This window comes from Paenibacillus sp. 2RAB27 (assembly GCF_052115445.1).
In the GTDB taxonomy this organism is placed as follows: domain Bacteria; phylum Bacillota; class Bacilli; order Paenibacillales; family NBRC-103111; genus Paenibacillus_E.
On record NZ_JBFRGR010000005.1, the window covers coordinates 66,333 to 86,931 of the forward strand.

20 protein-coding genes are annotated in these 20,599 nt (G+C 47.1%); 8 read left to right on the top strand and 12 right to left on the bottom strand.

Annotated features, from left to right (window positions below):
• Nucleotides 1–107 precede the first annotated feature (107 nt).
• Nucleotides 108–959: a sugar phosphate isomerase/epimerase family protein gene (locus AB4114_RS09320; protein ID WP_441988206.1), complete on the top strand. Its 852-nt coding sequence runs from the start codon at nt 108–110 to the stop codon at nt 957–959.
• A gap of 480 nt (nt 960–1,439) precedes the next feature.
• Here AB4114_RS09320 and AB4114_RS09325 read toward each other — a convergent pair whose 3' ends face one another.
• The 6 genes from AB4114_RS09325 to AB4114_RS09350 form a co-directional block, all read right to left on the bottom strand.
• Complete coding sequence (locus AB4114_RS09325; RefSeq protein ID WP_441988207.1) at nt 1,440–2,171, bottom strand: nucleoside phosphorylase; 732 nt, start codon at nt 2,169–2,171, stop codon at nt 1,440–1,442.
• Nucleotide 2,172: 1 nt separating this feature from the next.
• Entirely contained in the window at nt 2,173–2,850 is a 678-nt protein-coding gene (locus AB4114_RS09330) for a sulfite oxidase-like oxidoreductase (protein ID WP_441988208.1), read from the bottom strand.
• 74 nt (nt 2,851–2,924) lie between these two features.
• A complete protein-coding gene (locus tag AB4114_RS09335) occupies nt 2,925–3,848 on the bottom strand; it encodes an ABC transporter permease (protein WP_441988209.1) in 924 nt (307 codons plus the stop codon).
• Complete coding sequence (locus AB4114_RS09340) at nt 3,832–4,899, bottom strand: ABC transporter permease (RefSeq protein ID WP_441988210.1); 1,068 nt, start codon at nt 4,897–4,899, stop codon at nt 3,832–3,834. Before AB4114_RS09340 ends, AB4114_RS09335 begins: the two co-directional genes overlap by 17 nt.
• Nucleotides 4,892–6,391 carry an ABC transporter ATP-binding protein gene (locus AB4114_RS09345; RefSeq protein ID WP_441988211.1) on the bottom strand — a complete coding sequence of 500 codons (1,500 nt, stop codon included), beginning with the start codon at nt 6,389–6,391 and terminating at the stop codon, nt 4,892–4,894. The genes AB4114_RS09340 and AB4114_RS09345 overlap by 8 nt, the downstream gene beginning before the upstream one ends.
• A gap of 94 nt (nt 6,392–6,485) precedes the next feature.
• The gene (locus AB4114_RS09350) at nt 6,486–7,511 is read right to left on the bottom strand and encodes a BMP family lipoprotein (protein ID WP_441988212.1); all 1,026 of its coding nucleotides are present in this window, start codon (nt 7,509–7,511) and stop codon (nt 6,486–6,488) included.
• A gap of 402 nt (nt 7,512–7,913) precedes the next feature.
• Here AB4114_RS09350 and AB4114_RS09355 point away from each other — a divergent pair, with 402 nt between their 5' ends.
• Complete coding sequence (locus tag AB4114_RS09355; RefSeq protein ID WP_441988213.1) at nt 7,914–8,456, top strand: hypothetical protein; 543 nt, start codon at nt 7,914–7,916, stop codon at nt 8,454–8,456.
• A 150-nt stretch (nt 8,457–8,606) separates the two neighbouring features.
• On the opposite strand, the gene AB4114_RS09360 is transcribed toward AB4114_RS09355, so the two are convergent.
• Nucleotides 8,607–9,170, bottom strand: a complete 564-nt coding sequence (locus AB4114_RS09360; protein WP_441988214.1) for an MFS transporter — start codon at nt 9,168–9,170, stop codon at nt 8,607–8,609.
• Nucleotide 9,171: 1 nt separating this feature from the next.
• Entirely contained in the window at nt 9,172–10,602 is a 1,431-nt protein-coding gene (locus tag AB4114_RS09365; protein WP_441988215.1) for an FAD-binding oxidoreductase, read from the bottom strand.
• 682 nt (nt 10,603–11,284) lie between these two features.
• Between AB4114_RS09365 and AB4114_RS09370 the strand changes: the two genes are divergently transcribed.
• The 4 genes from AB4114_RS09370 to AB4114_RS09385 all read left to right on the top strand — a co-directional run bounded on the left by AB4114_RS09370 (nt 11,285) and on the right by AB4114_RS09385 (nt 14,558).
• A complete protein-coding gene (locus AB4114_RS09370; RefSeq protein WP_441988216.1) occupies nt 11,285–11,950 on the top strand; it encodes a TVP38/TMEM64 family protein in 666 nt (221 codons plus the stop codon).
• A 75-nt stretch (nt 11,951–12,025) separates the two neighbouring features.
• On the top strand, nt 12,026–12,694 hold the full coding sequence (locus AB4114_RS09375) for a phosphatase PAP2 family protein (protein ID WP_441988217.1): 669 nt from the start codon (nt 12,026–12,028) through the stop codon (nt 12,692–12,694).
• Between the two features lie 40 nt (nt 12,695–12,734).
• Nucleotides 12,735–13,394 carry a class I SAM-dependent methyltransferase gene (locus AB4114_RS09380; protein ID WP_441988218.1) on the top strand — a complete coding sequence of 220 codons (660 nt, stop codon included), beginning with the start codon at nt 12,735–12,737 and terminating at the stop codon, nt 13,392–13,394.
• Between the two features lie 132 nt (nt 13,395–13,526).
• A complete protein-coding gene (locus AB4114_RS09385) occupies nt 13,527–14,558 on the top strand; it encodes an LLM class flavin-dependent oxidoreductase (protein ID WP_171632348.1) in 1,032 nt (343 codons plus the stop codon).
• Between the two features lie 30 nt (nt 14,559–14,588).
• Here AB4114_RS09385 and AB4114_RS09390 read toward each other — a convergent pair whose 3' ends face one another.
• Complete coding sequence (locus tag AB4114_RS09390) at nt 14,589–14,897, bottom strand: hypothetical protein (protein ID WP_056608254.1); 309 nt, start codon at nt 14,895–14,897, stop codon at nt 14,589–14,591.
• 114 nt (nt 14,898–15,011) lie between these two features.
• On the opposite strand from AB4114_RS09390, the gene infC reads away from it, so the two are divergent.
• Complete coding sequence (gene infC / locus AB4114_RS09395; RefSeq protein WP_441988219.1) at nt 15,012–15,500, top strand: translation initiation factor IF-3; 489 nt, start codon at nt 15,012–15,014, stop codon at nt 15,498–15,500.
• A 650-nt stretch (nt 15,501–16,150) separates the two neighbouring features.
• On the opposite strand, the gene AB4114_RS09400 is transcribed toward infC, so the two are convergent.
• A complete protein-coding gene (locus tag AB4114_RS09400; RefSeq protein WP_441988220.1) occupies nt 16,151–16,993 on the bottom strand; it encodes a C39 family peptidase in 843 nt (280 codons plus the stop codon).
• A gap of 190 nt (nt 16,994–17,183) precedes the next feature.
• Between AB4114_RS09400 and AB4114_RS09405 the strand changes: the two genes are divergently transcribed.
• Entirely contained in the window at nt 17,184–18,431 is a 1,248-nt protein-coding gene (locus AB4114_RS09405; RefSeq protein WP_441988221.1) for a M48 family metallopeptidase, read from the top strand.
• A 90-nt stretch (nt 18,432–18,521) separates the two neighbouring features.
• Here AB4114_RS09405 and AB4114_RS09410 read toward each other — a convergent pair whose 3' ends face one another.
• Together AB4114_RS09410 and AB4114_RS09415 are read right to left on the bottom strand one after the other, a co-directional pair.
• A complete protein-coding gene (locus AB4114_RS09410) occupies nt 18,522–19,661 on the bottom strand; it encodes a conserved virulence factor C family protein (protein WP_441988222.1) in 1,140 nt (379 codons plus the stop codon).
• A 290-nt stretch (nt 19,662–19,951) separates the two neighbouring features.
• The gene (locus AB4114_RS09415; RefSeq protein WP_441988223.1) at nt 19,952–20,539 is read right to left on the bottom strand and encodes a guanylate kinase; all 588 of its coding nucleotides are present in this window, start codon (nt 20,537–20,539) and stop codon (nt 19,952–19,954) included.
• Between the last annotated feature and the right edge of the window lie 60 nt (nt 20,540–20,599).

The window sequence follows — 20,599 nt, forward strand, 5'->3', positions numbered from 1 at the left end:
ATACTGCAAAATATAGGAGAGATAAACATGCAATGGGATCTTGCTAATACCTAAGCTTATGTTACGATGCTAGTTTTTCTAGCGAAAAACTTTTAGGAGGCTTATATATGAAATTATCCGTATTTACTGTCGCTACACCAGACTTTACACCTGAAGAGCTTGCTAAAGCTGCTGCCGCTGCTGGTATCACTGGCATTGAGTGGCGCTTCAAAGATATCCCTGCGGACGCAGTGGGAGAGACGCCATCGTTCTGGAGAAACAATCTGTGCTCCATTGACCCGGCTGCTTCAGATGCAGAACTAGACCGCTTCAAGCAAGCAGCTCTGAACGAGAACCTTGTGAACCTGAGCATTACACCTTATTTGAATGACTGCAATGTTGCTGAAACGGAGCATGTGTTTAAAGCAGCTCAAAAAATGGGCGTGCCATTCATCCGTGTTGGCGTACCTGGTTACGATAAAAGCAAAAACTACAATGATTTGTTTGCTAAAGCAGTGGACTACCTTCACCATGTCCAAGAACTTTCCCAGCAGTACGGCGTTAAAGGTTTGGTGGAGACGCATCACAATACGATCACTGCGAGCGCTGGTCTGGCGCATAGACTCGTATCTGGTTTCAAACCGGAGAACATTGGTGTGCTTCACGATGCGGGCAACATGGTGCATGAAGGCTTCGAGAACCACCGTATGGGTCTTGAATTGCTAGGACCTTACCTTGCACATGTGCATGTTAAGAATGCGGCATGGACACTTTCAGGTGAAGAGCAAGATGGTATTAAGCTTTGGAAAAGCGGATGGACACCGATTGATGAGGGTATCGTGAACTGGAAGCAAGTGCTGGGTGATTTGAAAGCAGTTGGCTACGATGGTTACCTTGGTATTGAAGATTTCAGCGGCCAATTCGGTTCACAAGAGATGCTGAATAACTTCTCAGCGAAAGTGAAGCAATGGTTAGCGTAATTTAAATGAAATAAGATAAGTGAAAAACCTTCAAATCCACTGAAAAGTGGAGGTGGAGGTTTTTTTTAGTTAGTTGATATGAGTGAGGGGCACAACGACGGGGTTTTAGTGTGTTGCTGTGGGGAGTACTGTGTTCAAAGATGCAAAAGAGCATCCTTTTTGAGGGCAAGGAGTAAATGCGGAAGAATAAGTGCGAAAGTGCAACCTTTTGGAGTGAATTGGCGAGAAAACGCTGGGTAACAGTAAAATTGATGCCTATTCGCACGCATTTCAGTTGAAGAGTGGAGAAATGGTGGAAAAGATGTACTTTTGCACTTTTGCAGGGGGAGGTTGGGTAGTGGGAGAGCGGGAAGGAGAGTTGGCAGGTGATATGTAGGTTGGGTAACGGGAGGTCGAGCAAATTTCGTTAGGTATAGTCTTAAGTGCTGCATCTCTATAAAAGCCCGTCAGGAATTTCCTGACGGGCTTACTAATATAGCGTTAGTTGTCTTCTGTATGTAACTTCACAATCGCACGAATCGCAGCATCAATTTCCCGCTCAATGGCGCCAGAAACGACATCTGTATGCGGGTTGTACACTTCCCGCAGATCGGCATCTGCATAACCGTCCAAGGCAACAATGGCGCCAGCGCGCACACCACGCAGCGAAGCAATCACATAGAGGGCGGCAATTTCCATCTCAACGGCCAAAGCGCCAGCTTGCTTGTATTTACGGTGAGGGAATTCCTCGACTCCTTGGAAGAAAGCATCCAAGGTTACTGTAATTCCTTGCTTCACGAGGCCGTCCGTTTCAGAAGCCGCTTCATACAGCGCTCGAGTAACAGCGTGATCAGCTACAGCGGGGAAGCCGTGAGGAACTAACTGGCGAGTTAAGCCTTCTTCACGTACCGCGGCTGTGCTTACAACGAGACTTCCTGGGGGGACGTCGGCGGAGTAAGATCCAGCGGTTCCAACGCGAATCAGCGTCGTTACGCCGCCTTTGATGAGCTCCTCGAAGCAAACTGCCGCTCCTGGCGACCCGACACCATGACTCACGACAGTGATGGGAACGCCATCCTTTTCGCCTACGAAAGTTCGATATTCTCGGCTGAAGGAAAGCTCACGTGCATTGTCTAGCTTGCGGGAAATAGCCTCTGCTCGGAACGGATCACCGCACACGATAGCATAGGGAGATAAGTCTTCCGTATTGACTTGTAAGATGGATAAAAGCAACTTAATCAAACTCCTTTCTGACCCACTCATCTTCGGGGATTGGAATGGCTTCGCCGGAGAAGCGCTGTTCTTCGAACGGATCTGCGACGTTATGAAAGCCATTGCGTTCCCAGAAGCCTTCGCGATCTTCCGCCATGAACTCGATTCCGCGAATCCACTTGGCACTTTTCCAGAAATACAAATGCGGAACAACGAGACGAAGCGGCCAACCATGCTTAAGTGTGAGTGGCTTGCCATCGAAAGTCGTTGCCAGCAAGATATCATCTCCCATGAGATCAGCGAGTGGCACATTCGTTTCATAGTCATTATCCGCATGGATCATGACATATTTTCCCTCGGGTTTTACATCGATCAGTTGAAGGAAATCTCGGAAGCGCACACCTTCCCATACGGTATCCAGCTTGGACCAACGGGTCACACAGTGAATATCACACTGGATTTGTGTGTGTGGTAATGTCAATATGTCGTCATAGTTGAATGTTTTCTCTTCGGCTACTTCTCCAAAAACGCGCAGCGACCACGCTGTCATATCATATTTGGGGACTTCTCCTTCATGTAAAATAGGAAAACGGTCCGTCACGACTTGACCAGGTGGAATCCGACCAGCAAGCTCTGGTGGAACGTCTACAGCGGGGATTTGCATGCGTTTGATGCGCTCCGCTTTGGTGTCTTTATGCATCTGCCATCCTCCTAAAAGTTTTCCTTTAGGAAAACTCACTTCGTAAGCGTTCCTAAGCATATCTTGCTAATTTCTCAACGCGAACTGCCATTCGCTTTCTGTGCATCCGCCAAGTAGTTGCTTTTACGGAAAAACAGCATCGCAAGTAAGGTCACGATATAAGGCAGCATTTGTGTGAAATGGGTTGGTAATGAGAAGCCCTGTAATCGGATACTGAACGCATCCATTAAGCCAAACAGTAAGCTGGACGCCATGACGCCAATCGGATTGGCTTGCCCCAGCATGGTTGCAACGAGCGCGATGAAGCCGCGGCCAGCCGTCATGCCTTCGGTGAACATGGTCACCTGTCCGAGAGAGAGCTGCGCGCCAGCGAGTCCGCAAAGGACTCCGCAGATGAGCACCGCGATATATTGCATCCGATTGACTTTAATGCCGATGCTCTTGGCGGCAACTGGGTTTTCACCGACAGCAATCATGCGGAAGCCAAGGACGGATTTGAATAGCAAATACTGAAGGGCGAAGACAAGTGCAAAAGCAAGATAGACAAGAGGGGAATGCCCGGAAATAATCCCGCCAAGGACAGGGATGTCTTGAATGAGGGGGATGTCCCACTTCGGCAGTCCGATCATATTTTTATCATAATAAGCGCCTTTTACGTTGAAAATAGCCTTCAAACAAAATGCCGTCAAGCCTAAGGCAAGGAAGTTGAATGAAATCCCGACAACGATGACATTCGCCTGTAAATGGATACTCATATAAGCAAAAATCAACGAAAACAGCATGGTCACGGCTATGGCGATGAGCACAGCTAGGAATACGTTGCCCGTGTAGTAATTACCAACAATCGCGGAGAAGGCACCGACGAGGACGAACCCTTCCAAACCGACATTAAACAAGCCGACTCGCGAGCAGATAGCTCCGCCTAGTGCTGCAAGAAGAATCGGAGCGACCATGCGAATCATGGAGTTAAATAAAGATACATCAAGAAGATGCTGCATCGCCCTTGCCTCCTTTCCGGCGTTTCCATAGAGTAAAGCTGATTTTGGCTGTTACAAAGAGAATGAGCAACGATTGAATAACACTGGATATCTGCAGCGGAATATCTGTATTGCGTTCAACACCCATGCCCCCGGTTTGCAAGGCAGCAAGCAGAATGGACGCAAGTGCTGTGCCTAAAGGATGCGCTCCTGAAAGCAAGGTCGCCATGATGCCTGACCATGCATAGCCTGGATTCGAAATCATGCCATCGGTATACCGATATTGCATGCCGAGCACCTCAACGGCGCCGGCGAGTCCTGCGAAACCGCCGCTGGCAAACATACTCGTCAGCATAACTTTCCGTCTATTTACCCCGCCATATGCTGCAAACAGTGGATTATAGCCCAGCATGCGAACCTCATAACCAGCTACGGTATATTTAATGAATAGAAACAGAAGTATGGCGAGTGCAAGGGCAATGATAAAGCCGCCATGGATGCTCATGCCTTGAAACAATTTGGGCAGCCATACACCTTTATCGATCATCATCGTTTGGGCTAGCGCAGCTGAGCCGGATTTATCTTTGAGCGGATACGCCACCAAATATCCTGCGAATAGAGCAGCTATATAGTTAAGCAACAGTGTTGTGATGATCAAATTCATTCGGAATTTAGCATCCAGCCAGCCAGCGAAGACTGACCAAATTCCGCCTGCCAAGATGCCGCTAAGCATCGCGGCGAGCAATTTAAACAACGGAGGCCCAGGCAGGTACAGAGCAACCATGGCGCTGGATAAAGCGCCAAGAATCATTTGGCCTTCTGACCCCATATTGAAAAATCCAGCACGAAACGCGATCGATACACCTAACCCAACAAGAATGAGTGGCGTGGCGCGTGTTAACGTATTCGTGAAATAGAAGAAGTTGCCGAAGGCACCTTTCCACATCTCTGTGTAAGTTTCAACGACGGACCCGCCAATCAGCATAATGGCAATGGCACCACCGAGCAACCCAATGATGATGGCAATCAGCGGCTGAATCCAAGCGCTTAGGTTGAATAGTCTTTTAAGCATTGGAAGTTCCCCCTGCCATCCATAAGCTGATTTGCTCCTCGGTTGCATCTGCCGCGGACAATTCGCCCACGATTCGTCCCTCGTACATAACCAAAATACGATCAGACAACTGCAGGATCTCTGTTAATTCCGAGGAGACTAGTAATATAGCACCTTGTTCATCCCGTTTACGAAGCAGTTCTTCATGAATCAATTCCATGGCGCCAATATCTACACCACGAGTCGGCTCAGCGGCAATTAAGAAGGGCTGCTTCTGTGCAAGTTCCCTCGCTACGATAAGCTTCTGCAAGTTACCGCCGGATAGAAACTTCACTTTGGCATCTTGAGATCCCGCTTTAATCTGAAATTGCTGGATGAAGCCGCTAATCATGTTGCGGAGTTCTTTGCCTTGTAGGAGGCCAGAGCGGCTTTTGGTTTTATGGTGACCCATGGTGCCATTCTCTAACACAGTTCCTTCTTTGGCTGCTCCCCATTGATACCGATCCTCTGGTACATGAGAAAGTCCAATTTCCCTAATTTCACGAACGGAGCGTCCTCGAACAGGCTTACCTAATAATTGAATGTCTCCTTGATCAATCGTCTGAAGGCCAGAGATAGCTTGAATCAATTCCGACTGGCCATTGCCTGAAATACCAGCAATACCAACGATTTCTCCAGCTTTCACCTGTAAATTGACACGATCGAGCACTGGCTTTCCTTTATCTCCAAGAATGGAAACATCTTGAACTTGAAGGACGGTTTGACCGACAGTTAGAGCGCGTTTCTTAAGCTGCTTCAAATCTCTGCCAACCATGAGCTTGGAAAGCTCTTCAATGTTCGTGGCATTTGCATCCACGGTACCTGTCATTTTGCCATCGCGAAGCACGGTAACGCGGTCGGCAACTTCCATAACTTCATGGAGCTTATGCGTGATGATGATGAAGCTTTTGCCCAGATTGGCTAGGCTTTTCATAATGACAAGAAGTTCTTTGGCTTCCAGCGGCGTGAGCACACCCGTGGGCTCGTCCAAGATAATGATGTCTGCACCTTGATATAACACCTTCAAGATCTCAACGCGTTGCTGCAAACCTAGTGGGCAATCAGCGACTTTCCTACGCGGATCAATAGGGAGGCGATACTTGGCGCACAGCTCTTCGATTTGTGTGATGGCTTCTTTACGGTCAAATGTCAGACCGGCTTTGGGCTCGTTGCCAATCACGATATTTTCAGCCACAGTAAACGAAGGGAATAGCATAAAGTGCTGGTGCACCATCCCAATACCATGTCGAATGGCATCTGTGGGATTGCTGAAAGTTACTTCGTTGCCGTTCAAAAGAATATTTCCAGCCGAAGGCTGCTCCATGCCGTACAAAATGCGCATTAAGGTGGTCTTTCCAGCGCCGTTTTCTCCCACTAATGCATGAATTTCACCTTGACGCAGTGAGAAATCAACGCTGGAATTCGCTGTTAAATTGCCATAAGTTTTCGTGATTTGACGCATTTGAAGCAGCATAACGGTTTTTCGCTCCTCTACCTAGACATGAGGAAACTGCTTACGTCTCCGTAAACAGTCTCCAAGTCAAACATATATGCGATTATGATACCAATTATTTTACTGGATTTTCTACTTTTACTTTACCAGAAACGATATCATCACGGATAGCTTTAACCTTCGTTACAACATCTTGTCCAACAAATGGACTTAGTGCTGAAGTTGTTTCTCTTGTAACGAATGTAAGACCAACGCCATCTTCTTTCAAGCCGTAGTCAACAGCGCCGAATTTGAACGTGCCATTTACGAAATCTTTCACAGTTTGGTAAGCAACAGCATCTGTACCTTTCAATTGGGAAAGTACGATGTGCTGTGGATCTGTTAACGTACGGTCAATGTCTTGTCCGGAAGTATAGAAGCCTTTTTCTTTCGCTGCTTCAAATACACCAAGATCGCCTACTGCGGATGCGCCTGCGATGAAGTCTGCGCCTTGCGAGAATTGTGTTAGTGCCAATTCTTTCGCTTTCGCTGGATCCGTGAAGCTGCCTACATAGTTAACGATGAACTTGGCATTCGGATTCGTTGCTTTCAAGCCCTCTTGGAAACCAACTGTGTATTTCTTGATAAGTGGGATATCAACGGCTGCAACCATACCTACAATGTTTTTCTTCGTAGAAAGACCAGCTGCTGCTCCAAGCAAGTAAGCTGCTTCATGTTCACGGAAAACAACGCTGCGAACATTCGGAAGATCAACAACGGTATCAATAATCGCGAAGGATTTCTTCGGATTCTCAGTTGCTACTTTTTTAAGTGCATCCTCAGCTGTGAAGGAGCTTGTAATGATTAGATCATAATTATCAGCAATGGCTGCGCGCAGGTTTTGCTCAATCGCGCTTGCATCTGCGGATTCTACCGTCTTAACGGTAACACCAAATTCTTTGCTAGCTTTCTTAACACCCTCATCCATTTGTGTGAAGAATGGGTTAACACCGATTTTCTCAGGCGTTATAAGGATAATCTTTTTATCTGATTTAGCGGCTGGTGCACCGGATGCTGCAGGTGATGCTGTGTCTGTTTTGGCAGCCCCACAACCCGTTAGTAAGACAGTTGCGGCAAGAACGGAAAATATAACTTTTTTCATGATGTATCTCTCCCCTAATCTATTTATGTATGAATTAACCAATGACATGACTATATCCTACTAAAAAACTCGKATATAGTCAAAGGGGTTATTTTCCAATTCGACAAAATCACCCAAAATTCTACAAAGTCGAAAGCCTAACGGTTATTATACTAAAATGTACGGGCACAATCCATCTATTTCAATTAAATACCAGTTGTTATTGGTGAAAGTCAGAAATCTGAATCATGGATAGTGTAGCTGAACATCGGTTACTCGCCAAATGAAGAAATGTTTATCACCCAGTAGAACGAGATATAGGCAGGATAAGCGTGAGACATTAGTATAAGTGTAAGCGCTTAAACATGCGCTAAATTTGGAGAAGAGGGTGATTCATTGATGCGTGGAAAAAGGAGAGGGAGCTTGGCATTGATCATGGTTATGCTAACGAGCTTATTGCTGCCTCTAGGTTTGGGAGCTGTAAGCCCGGCTGTGGGCCAGGCGGAAGAGGTGAACGTGATCCAGAATGGCTCGTTCGAGAATTTGACGCCGACCGTACAGCCGGGATGGACGACGAGAACAGCGGACAAATGGGGCATATGGGTGGATACGACGGTTACGACTGTCGCTCCGATCGTGACGGTAGATACGATTTATCATCCCGATGGCTTAAGATCATTGAAAATCAGCTCGCCTGCTCCGAACAAAAGCCGACTGACAGTGAACCAAGGCAATATTCCTGTCATACCTAACCAAGAGTATCGGATGTCGGCCAAATTCAAGACACAAGTGTTGACAGGCGATAACAACACATATGGTGTCAACATTCGTGCTGTGTATTTAAATTCGACAGGGGGAGTCATAAAAACTGACTACATTACACCTGAGAATACACCTGTTCGTGGGAATATCACGGATTTCAAGACGTACAAAATAACGGGAAAACATACAGGTAATTCCGCGTAAATCCCCAATTTTAGAGAGATAAATGGAAAGCATGCAGTTATTTCCATCCGATAACTTCAGAAACACTAAAAACTCAAAAATTGCCTACCTATTTTCCAGTTATTCTTCTAAATCCAGCTGAAATAGGAAAAATAACGGGAGGTTTTCCAGTTATTGTTGCGTGTGGTTGTTACTCTCCATCGTTTCTTCACGCATTCGAAGTGTCATCCACGCACTCCCTCCGTAAATGAACGCACTCACGTAAAACAAGACATCAATCGTTAGCCAGTCAATGATATAACCGCCTATAAGGACAGCAAATCCAGATGCTACGGATGTCCAAAAGTGGTAATTGCCAAGCGTACCGCCGCGTTTTCCCGGCTTAGTCCCATCAGCAAGCAATCCCCGCTCGCTCATTTTCTGCATGGCATTACATACACCCATGAAAGCTTGGAGAAGCAAGACGATGCCGTAAGAAGGAATCCAAGGGAAAATGAGCATCGCCGCCATCATGCCCAGGGAGCTTCCGGCCATGAGCTTTTTCGAGGAGCGGTCTATGAGCTTGCCCAGCCAAATGGCGGATGCTGCCGAGCTTATTGTGAATATGGCAAAAGCGAGGCCATATGCGGAATACGTACTGCCGAGATTTTTCAGAAACAACAAGTAATAGGGATATATCATCCCCGCCGCCAATGTTGCTAAGCTTTGGGATTTGATGAGCATACGCACATTCATTCTAGTGCCCCCTATAATCGTCATAGAATTGGTTCATGAAAAGATGCTGTGGGTCCCACTTGTCTTTGGCCTGGAAGAAGGTTTCCGCTTTTGGATATACCGCCCGGAACTGATCGACCGAAGGGAAGGGGGCATAAGGCAAATAATAGGATCCGTTTAATGGAATTAATTCATCGTTAATCCGCCGGATTCCATGGGTCATAAGAGCTTGCGCCGCTTCACTTAGCGGGGTATTGAACAGACAAACGAGGGCGAACATGTCACTTTTCGCATACGAAAGCGCCGCTTCCTCATCCTGATTGACGTATCGAACCGTAATATTTAATAGGTTTAATTGTTCTTCTTGGAGGATAGGCTTTATGCCGTTAATAAAGTCACTGAAATGTTCTACGGGAACAAAGAATTCTTGGAGAAGATCATTTTTGGTATCCGAGCTATAATCCATAAAATCAGATTCGGATCGCATAGCGTTGTTACGAGTTAGGATTGTGCTGTGACCGATAAGGAAATACCGCTGTAAGTTCCAAAAGGCATTCTTCCCCCAATCAAAGGATCGATTGACTCCAAATAGAATTTTCAAAGGCAGCACATAGCTGTCATTCAGCTTTAACTTATTATAATCAGTAAGAGGAAGATCAGGTCGAGCTCTGTAATTTGTAGCATACATTTCCGTTAAGAAGGTGTCCGGCGCGACAGAAATACGTGCGAGATGCATGTGGATGTTGGGATTTTGCTTAACCTGGTTAAGGAAGTAGTCCGAATAGGCTTCTGTCGTCATTGTTTCACTTGTCATCTCGTACACTTCGTCATCTGTAAGCGATAAAGTTACATCCAAGATGACACCGAATAGGCCGTATCCACCTAACGCCAACGGGAATAGCTCCGTATTTTCAAATCGTGAAACATTTCTTATTTGGCCATCCGCCCCCAATAGCCGGAAGGATTCGACTGAACTAATAAGTGAGCCATTCCGAATGTCACGGCCATGTGCATTGACGGAGATCGAGCCTCCGATGGTAAAAATATTTTGCGACTGCATGGTCTTCACCGCAAGCCCATACGGATTGATATACTTCTGTACATCTGCCCATGTGGCACCAGACTGAACGGTAATTGTCTTGGCCTTCTCGTCAAAGGTGAGGACTTTATTAAATGGGGTCATATCCAGCACAATGCCGTCCTTGTAGTATGTATGCCCGCCTTGGCTGTGACGTTGGCCGGCAATTGAGATCTTGAGCTCTTTCTCCCGTGCCTCTCTTACAATCTCTTGAAGCTGCTTTATTTCCTGAGTTGGAATAACCCTCTCAATCTTCACAGGTCGAAGCTTACTGTAATCCGATCGCAAGAAGGGATCCTCACCACCGACTAAGGTCCTTGCATACTGCCAGAGGCATAGCGCAGTTAATAGAAGTAGAACGACAATCTTCTTCATATGCGTTTCTCCCAACTTGTTGGACATGGCAAATGGTTGCGGAGGCTGACTCCTTTGAAAAAGAAGTCCTAATATATTCTTATAGTGTAAATTCCTACCTTTCGATGTGTCAATTGAAATAAGATTACTTCAGCAATGCAACATGGGAGGTGCTTGTCCTGAGTATACGAGTCAAACTAGCAATTGGAACAGCGGGATTATCGTTTATTTCTTTTTTCTTATTATCTAATTTATTAGGCATGATTTTTTTCATAATAGGAGTTTGTTTAAGTGTAAGTAGTTTAAAAAGCAGATATGCCAAATTGGCGCTAACGTTAAACCTATTCGTTGGTGCCTTGCAGGTAGTGCTTATTGTTTATTTGGTTTTTAACTTTAGCTCAAKTGATTAATTGATGGCGGGAAAAATGTGGGGGTTGGCGAATATCGGAAGAATAAGCAAGCTTAATTTGCTTATTCTTCTGAATTATCGAGGCTTCTGAGGAATAAAGAATTACGTGATCATAAGGTGTCTGACGAGGCATCGAAAGGGAACGAGGTATGCGTGGCGTGTCTAAAAACTGTCTTAAAACGGAAGGGAACATATGACCATCAGTCAAGTTGATATCGACTAGCATATTTGTGTAAGATGGAGGAAAGTTCCGCCTGCAAGTTTTGGGAATCAGGAGTATGAAGGAGGCGAGCCATGGCGCGTTCAAAGCCGCTTTGGTTGCTAATTAGTTGGTTTGTTGTTGCTATTCTGGGACTACTCGTATTGAAATGGGCAGGTGTATGGGAACATGTAGATCTGAATTGGGTCACGAGATGGCTTCGTGATTTGGGCCCGCTTGGGGGTCTGTTGTATATCCTGGCGTATACGCTTAGGCCATTGGTTTTGTTCCCGGCAACACCTTTGACGCTCTATGGGGGCTATGTATTTGGCGCCTTTTGGGGGACTATCTACGATATTATTGGTGCAGGTGCAGGGGCCTTGCTGTCTTTTTACATTACACGCAAATGGGGCCGCGGCAGCTTTCAACGTATATTAAGAAGCCCTAAGCTGCTATCTTTTGATCAAAAAGCGGAGGAAAAAGGCTTCATGGTGGTGCTGTATATGCGGCTTATGCCTTTTTTTCCATTTGATGGGATCAGCTATGGCGCTGGCTTATCGAAGATCCGTTTTTGGGACTATGCGTGGGCTACATTCATCGGCATTATTCCGGGAGCGATTGTGTATAACGTTTTTGGTGCTTCCTTAAATGATATCTGGTCATGGAAGTTTCTCGGAGCCGTAGCGATGTATGCGGTTTTTGCTATCGTTCCACTGATTATTAAGAGAAGACAAGGGCGCAAAGTGCGCCAAGCAGCGTAAGAATAGGTAAGCATTGACGATTCGCCGTGGGAGGGCATGAAACAGATGAAGGGGAAAGTAGGAGTAAGTCATGGAATGTGGAGAACAGGGGGAGCAGGTGCTCTGCTCCTTATTTTTATTGTGTTGTCGCAGAGTATTTCGGCGAAATGGCTGCAAACTTTTGATCAACATGTAGGCGGTTACATTCAAGATCAAAGAGGTGATACATGGACGCCTGTTGCAAAATTTTTCACATTTATGGGAAGCGGATCCACGGAATTTATTCTCTTTTTTATAGTTGCAGGACTGTTGTATTTTAAATTCAAGCATAAGTGGGAAACGCTTGTTCTATTCGTTGGCGTGCTAGGTGCATGGCTGCTAAATTCGGGGTTGAAAGATCTCATTAAACGTGATCGTCCATCTGCTGAGCGATGGCTAGTGGAGGTGGATAGTTTCAGTTTTCCTAGCGGTCACGCGATGGTCTCCATACTCTTCTACGGTTTGCTTGCCTACTTGTTATGGGTGAATGTGCGACAAACATGGAGAGCGGCTTGGCTGATACCACCAGTTGCTGTTCTAGTCATTCTGTGTATTGGGCTTAGTCGGATTTACCTCGGTGTGCATTATCCAAGTGATGTACTGGCTGGCTACACGGCTGGTGGTCTCGGGCTTATCGGTTGTATGTACGCGATTCGTACGATTAGGCGCAGGAGAGCCATGACATCCACGCAGAAAGGGAAATCCACATTCTCGGAGAATATGTAATAAATAACATTATATATAAATGATATACGGGGGAATGTGCATGGCTATAGATACATCTCGCTTTTTTACTTATGAGGATACMAAGAATCAAGACATCTTTTATCGGTTGCCTGATCATTGGTGGAGTAGACATTATGAGTACATTTGGGCTTCCCATTTTGTTGAAAAAAGTGATATTGTTCTAGATGCTGCATGTGGATTAGGTCATCCCTTTAAGTATTATTTAGCGGACAAGTGTAAAGAAGTGTACGCTTGCGACATGGATGAACGTATATTAGATTCAAACGAAATTATCAAAGAGCTGGAATATTATATTGGGAAAGAGAATATAGATCAAATTAACCTGCCTATTTTAAGTATTCCTAAATTCGCTGTTTCTGACATTTCAAATTTGCCTTATGAAGATGCTAAGTTCGATGTAGCCTTCTGTATTTCTGTCATGGAGCACATCGAAGACACAGAGGTGCAGCTTCGTTCCCTGCAAGAGTTTAAGCGGGTTTTGAAAGATGACGGCAAATTGATTATTACAGTTGATTATCCGGATGTAGATGTTGAAAGCTTTCTAAGTTTGATTGCGGCTTCGGAGTTGCAATTGGTCGGAGATCATGACTTTACGAAACCTGATAATGCGATTACATCTGACTATTATGGCAGGGACTTATGGTGTATTCGATTTGTACTTGAAAAAATAAACCTCTAAAATAACGACTACGGTAATTACACACCTCAAAGGACAACGCCACATCGGTTTGTCCTTTTTTCTTTTGTGAGCCGAGCGTTGTATAATTATGATTGTCATCATCAGTAGAAGACTAAGAAAGAAGGGATGACCATGCTAAAGCTAAGTATTCTTGATCAGTCACCGGTATCATCCGGCTTTACCCATAGTGAGGCATTACAACAAACGATTGCGTTAGCGCAGGTCGCTGATCGACTAGGCTACACCCGATTCTGGGTGTCAGAGCACCATAATTCAGCAGGGCTTGCAGGTTCTTCTCCAGAGGTGCTCATATCCACGCTTGCTGCTCGCACAAGCCGCATACGGCTTGGCTCAGGCGGCGTGCTGCTTCCTCACTACAGCGCCTACAAGGTCGCTGAGAACTTCCGTATGCTCGAGGCGCTCTATCCAGGGCGCATCGACCTTGGTATTGGGCGTGCACCCGGCGGCACGCCGCATACGGCCAAGGCGCTGCGTGGCGTCAGCGCCGATCTGTTCGAGGGACTTGAGCGGTTCCCTGCGCAAGTCACGGATTTGCTGCGGTTCCTCACCGACTCGGTGGAACCTGGGCATGTGTTCGAGGGCATCCGTGCCACCCCTTTGGTGGCTTCGATGCCCCAGGTGTGGCTGCTCGGCTCCACCGGGCAGAGCGGGGTGTATGCGTCGCAGGCAGGCGCAGCCTTCTGCTTCGCGCACTTCATCAACGGTGCGGGAGGTCAGCATGCGGTGCGAAGCTACCGCAGCTCGTTCCAACCGTCCGCTCTCAATGTCGTGCCGCAGGCGACGGTCTGTATTTATGTGCTGTGCGCCGAAACGACAGCGGAGGCAGAGGAGCTTGCGACTTCAGTTGATTTGCGTATTCTGCAAATGGAAAAAGGCGAGTTCACCGGAGTGAAATCGCCGAAGGAAGCTGCGGAATATACGTATTCCGATTGGGATCAAACCCGTGTGAGAGACAATCGCTCACGGATGATCGTGGGCAATCCTGGCCAGGTCAGAGAACAAATCCTTCTACTAGCCGAAAGCTATGGTGTCGACGAAGTGATGGTCGTTGCAGGTGGACACCAAGTGGAAACGAGACTGCGCACCGTGGAGTTGTTGGCGGAAGCTTTTGAACTCAGCCATCAGCACAGTTACGTGATCTAAGAGGCCAAGGCCAGACGAATGATAAATCGCCTAGCGCGTGCGCTTCGGCCGCTTATCGATTTCTTGCGTCACAATGAACGCCAGCTCTTCATTGCCAAAGAGGGAAAGCACGCCAAGCAACGTGTCATCCGGCACTTCGCCGGCTTCCTCTTTCGGCACCGTTAGTTCAAGAGCTTTCTCAAGCGCTTCATTATTCGGTTGGTCTGGATACGCGCTATGATAAAGTGCTGCGGGGTCCAGACCATGATTAATACACCACTGTGCAAAAACCAAAATCATCATATGCTCTTCACGTTTGTAATTTTCGATCATTTGTTCTTCTAATTGTTTATTATTCATCGGGTAACAGACAGCTCCTTATACAACGATTGCAACACGCGTAATAATTAGGCCAACCTCTATCCACCTACGGGTGGATGGGTTCATTATAGCGAAAGATTAGGTGTATTCACAATGATTATTAAGAATGAGAAAATCAAAGCTTCCGAAGTCCAGGTAACGGGGCTGCAGGGTGAGGATTTAGGTGTAATGTCCACGAAAGATGCGCTTGCTCTTGCCAAAAAGTTAAAGGTAGACCTCGTCTGCACCTCGCTCATGAGCAGCCCGCCTCCTTGTAAGCTGATTGGAGCAGGCGCAGCCAAACAGGAGGCACTGCAAGAAAAGCAGCAAGCCCGTAAGCAAGAGCAAGGCCCGAAAGTCAAGGAGCTTCGCTTGACGGCCAATATCGAGGATCACGATCTCGAGACGAAGCGTCAGCAAGCTGAGCGCATTTTGAAGGGCGGGGACGCCGTCCTGCTGGTCGTTAAGATCTCCGGCAAGGAAGGCGCGAAAGCCAAGGAATTGCTGGAAACGCTGGTCAAGGAGCTTGGCTCCCACGGCAAGAAGCATACCGGCATTCAACTGAGTGGCAAGCAAGCTGCTGTTCAGCTGGATCCCTTGTGAAAAAGCATGGACAACCCTTCGGGGATGTCCATGCTTTTGTGGTGGTGGTGGTGGGAACGAAGTAAGCGAGTAAATTGCTTTCGATGCTGTTGAAATTAACTGGGCTACAGAAGCTAGTCATACTAGTCTAGCAATTTGAGCTACCATGCAACTCCAGCACCCAAGCTACCCAAACTACTCCAGCTACTCCAGCTACTCAAACTACTCAAACTACTCCAGCTACTCAAGCTACTCCAGTACCCAAGCTACTCAAACTACTCGAGCTATCCAAGCAACTGCAGCTACTCAAGCTACTCAAGCACCCAAGCTACTCAAACTACTCGAGCTATTCAAGCAACTGCAGCTACCCGAGCAACTCAGCAACACAAAAACTAATGCTACTCATGCAACTCCAGGAACTCCACGTACTCTCCCTTTTCCTCAAAAGTGCAAAAATACAACCTTTTCTACTAATTTATGGTCGAAATTGGAAAATGCGTGCAAATAGGCAACCTTTTTAACGAATTTCAAGATAATTTCCTCAAACCGCTCTAAATTGATGCCTATTTGCATCAATTTCCAATTACGGAGGGGGAACTTATTTCAAAGGTGCTCTTTTGCATTTTTGACAGTACTAGAGTCCCCAGAAGATTAAAGTGAATGCCACAAACTCATCCAATAATCGTGATGGCCTGCGAACCCATGAACTCCCATGCTTCCTTGAAGGAAGCGAGTGGATAGGCTTCTTGTTCACCCGTCATCGGGTCGTTCAAATAAGCATAATCATCATCCCAGCCAGTTAGTAGTAGGGCATGCTCTGGCTGATACCACGGGACAAGCTCACCCGTCTCATCCTCCCACTCCAAGTCGAAATAAGGGCTGTCCATATGCTCAGTTGCCCAAATCATGGCAGGGTTGCCTTTGGCAATGACGCCAAGCAAATCCTCGAAGGAGGTTCCTGTCAGATCACGAACGTGACCAGGTAACCATTGGTTCATCAATTTAGCGACTGGGGTATGATAAATCCCATAGCCGATATCAAAAGGATCGCCAACGAAAACATCTTTGGGATTTGCGCCAACAAAAGCACCAAACTCATTCTCATAGGGCATATCTCCCGTTGGCAGAGCATGAGCCACTTCTTCCTTCGTTATCGGCAGTCCGGCCCAATTCAGCAGCATGGTCGCAGCGACAGCTTCACAACCATTTGGCAGCTCAGGAAGCTGTGAGAGCGCGGGAACCGATTGTATTTGAACATGATGCTTAGTGAGCGTAGGGGCTTCATCAGTGGATGTCTGGTTAGTTGTGGATTCCGCCTCGGCTACGACAGCTTCAATGGGTGAAGGAATTTTCGTTGCGGTTTCCCCTGCAAGATGCTGATCTGCAACTTTTCCCTTAGGACTAGATAGCGTGAGGAGTTGTTTCGCATCGGGGGAATTTGATTTTATAAGTAGAATAACTGTAAAGCTGGACAAAGCCAGCACTAGCAATGTGAGCAATTTCAAATTCTTCATGTAGCACGTCCGTTCCTGTCAATGTTCTCATTACATCATGGGAAGATGGAGAATGCAAGACATGATATCCAAAATATGCCTTGAGACACATACGCTCCTGCCTTGCTCGCATAGACTAAGTAAACAAGCTTATCCAAACTAATAATCTCTTTCTAAGATGAGCCTATCAAGATGAACGTGGAGGCATGGGATGAAACGTTTCTATTTGTGGAGTACAGTTGCTTTTGCTTGTTATGCCGTTATCGTGATTTTATATTTCTTAAAAGGGGATTTATTTCAAATCCCTATGGCGTTAGTTGGTTCTGTGGCGGATCCGAATACGTTTATGACCCATGCAGAAATTGCCAAAGCAGAGACACTTTCAAGGATTCATTCGTTAACCTTCTTTTTAAGCGCTCCCCTGCAAATGGGTGTGACCGTGGCTTTATTCGGCATAGCTGTCAGCTTCCGTCAACTCGCGGAGAAAGTATTCCGAGCTTCTTTCCTGCAAATGTTCCTTTTTGTGGTGCTTTTTACCCTCGTCATGGACGTGCTATTTCTTCCCATCGATGTGTTTCTATTCAAAATCGACCAAGCCTACGGTATATCCAATGAGACGCCTATCATTTTCCTAAAGGATTATGTAAAGACATTTCTCATAGATATCGTAGGCACGATAATCATGGTAGGGATTTTCAGATGGATCAGTAAGTGGAGCCCTAAGCGGTGGTGGGTATGGTTGTGGTTAATTTCAATTCCATTAATCTTATTCGTCACGTTTATTCAGCCTGTGGTACTGGACCCGTTGTTCAATCAGTTCCAACCACTTCAAAATCAAGAATTGAAAACGCAAATTCTTGATCTTGCAGCCAAATCACATATACCGACCGATCAGGTTTACGAGGTTAACATGTCGGAGCGGACGAATGCCATTAACGCTTATGTCAATGGGATCGGCGGGAACGCGCGCATTGTGCTGTGGGATACCATTTTGAATAAATTGCAGCCAGATGAAATCTTGACGGTGATGGCGCACGAGATGGGACATTACGTAGAACGTCATATTTATTGGGGAATAGCCTATGGTGTTGCACTCAGTTTAGTTGGCTTCTGGTTGGCTTTCCATGCGTACCGGCTAATCTTAAAACGCTGGGGATCACTTTGGGGCATGCGAGGGGAAAGAGATCTAGCCGCACTACCAATTCTTCTTCTGCTCATCTCGCTGATGAGCTTCCTGTCATCACCAGCTCAGAATGCGTTCTCAAGGGTGATCGAGCATCGAGCAGACATCTATGCGATGCAGATGACGGGGGATGGGGATGCAGCAATTCGCGCGTTTCAGCATATCGCCAAAGAAAATCTCAGTCCCGTTACTCAGCCTAAACTGGTGCAGTGGTTCCGCGGCTCTCATCCGACGATTGAGGAGAGAATTGTGTATTTTGAGCGGTTTAAGAAGTAGGAAAGTTTACTAGGCAAAATCCAAAAAAAAGCACGAATGTCAATCTCCCCGCTTGGGGAAGAGGACATTCGTGCTTTTATGATTACTCGGCTACTCATTTCTGCGTGTCATTTGCTGCCAAACAGATCCTTCAGCGGCATGACCGCCTTCGATACGCTCGAGGGCAATCTTAACCTGCATCCGCACCTCGAATTCGGGATCGTCTGCCGCTTGCTTTAAGTCAGGAAGCACGGAGTCGTCCCCGACTTCATAAAGGAAGCGGGCCGCGCGCCAACGGACAAGCTTGTTACGGTCTTTCAGTGCCTTGGCCATCGCCGGGATGGCGGCGGGGTCGCCAAGATCGGACAGCGTATCGCCTGCCGTCCGACGCACAGAAGCTGTATCGTCCTCGAGGGCGCGATACAGATAGGGCAGTACCTCGGGTTCCTTGATATCCCCGAGGTACACCGTGGCCAGTCGCCGAAGCGACGTGTTCTCGTCCTCCAAGGCATGGACGAGAAGCGGCAGCGTCTCAAGCGACGGCTGGATCTTCTGAAGCGCGGCGTAGCGCAGCTTCCAATCGCTGTGTCGCAGCTGCTCCTCGGCTGCGACTAGATCCCCTGTGGCAGCCTCCTCCACAGGGGCATCCGTGGTCTCCTGCATCGCGCGGGAGACCAGTTCTTCGACGCGGGCATCGTCGTAAGAAGCGTCCAGTTCCTGGACGACTTCGCCCGCGATGTCCCCAAGCTCGCCGTAGCGGACGCCGAGCTCCTCGAGCTTCCGCTCTTTGATCAGGTTCGGCGAAGCCGTACCTGCGCGCACCGCGGCTTGCGTGAAGCGCTCCGGCATAGCGACGCGCGCTTCTTCTGAGCCTGCGCGTACCCTCACCTGGAGCGGAATACCGCGAAACATCTGCACGAGCACTTGCGCCTCGCCAAAGGCGGCGTCAGAAGCAGGCTGCTCGGCTGGCAAGCCAGCGCCAGCCGTTGGCTGAGCTTCGCCATAGATCTCGCGCGCCTGCGCCAGGATGAACTGCCAGTCACCCTTCGAGCTGCGGTCTACCGCGATGAAGTCGGCTGCATGGAAGATGCTGATAACGCCAGGTACAGCAAGCAATTTTTGCACTTCTGAAGGAGCGCCAGTCAGATTCTTTTTCGTATACGTTTCACGCACGCCAGCAGGTAAGGACTCATCCATATTGAGTTTCATGGAGTTGGGGCTGGGTGTAGGTTCAATGGAAATGATTTTCATATCATTCAACTCCTTAGTAGGAACGGATCTCTTACGAAGCCGTTCATTCGTTAGATGAAAAGGCCCGGACGGGGGACCGTCCAGGCCTTATTTCGGCAGCTAGTTCTAGAGGTAGTTCAAAAAATCCACTTTTGATCACGAAGTAGGTTCAAGAAGCGAATTCGACGTCGAATATTGAATTCACCCGGAAATTCCGGTGCTCACGTAGCTTTCACTACGCTCCGCTCCTCATTTCCTAGCTTCTTTCAATCTTCTCGGTGCTGAAAACCGGACTTTTTGAACACGTGCTTCTAGTCTAAATCAACCAGATTACGATTCAAATAGTGATCCAAAGTTTTGGTAAGATCAAATACCGTATGAGCCAAGTCCACATTTTCAAAAACATGATCACATTGGTCACGGTAGGCTAATTCATTTTCGTAGTCTGACAAATATTTGGAGGCGATTTCTTCGGAATCTCCGCTTTCTTTCATCCGCTCTTCAAGTGTGTCTCGCTGGGCATAAATGAAGATTTGGACAACGCGGTCGCCATATAGCTTTTTGAGCGTTTCGGCACCGAAGCGGTTCAAGATCAAGTAGATGCTGCCGCTTTGCTGGAACATAAACTCAATATCGGAGTTTTTGATTCCATAGAGATGGTCATTCACAGTACTAACTTCAATGAATTCGCCGCCAGCTTGTGCTTGCACAAATTGAGCGGGTGAGATGAAATGATAATCTTGACCATCTTCCTCTGTTGCTTTCGGAGGTCGTGTGGTGTACGAAATCACTTGTTTCATCCCCAGCGTGGAGCCGGACATTTCCGCAACGGTTTTTCGGCCTGCCCCGTGTGGGCCAGTGAATACAAAAATCATTTCCTTATCCTTTAATGCGTACATGGAACATACCTCCTTTGATTGGATGGGGGGTAAATCCTACGTGCGAGCACGGGTTGAAAC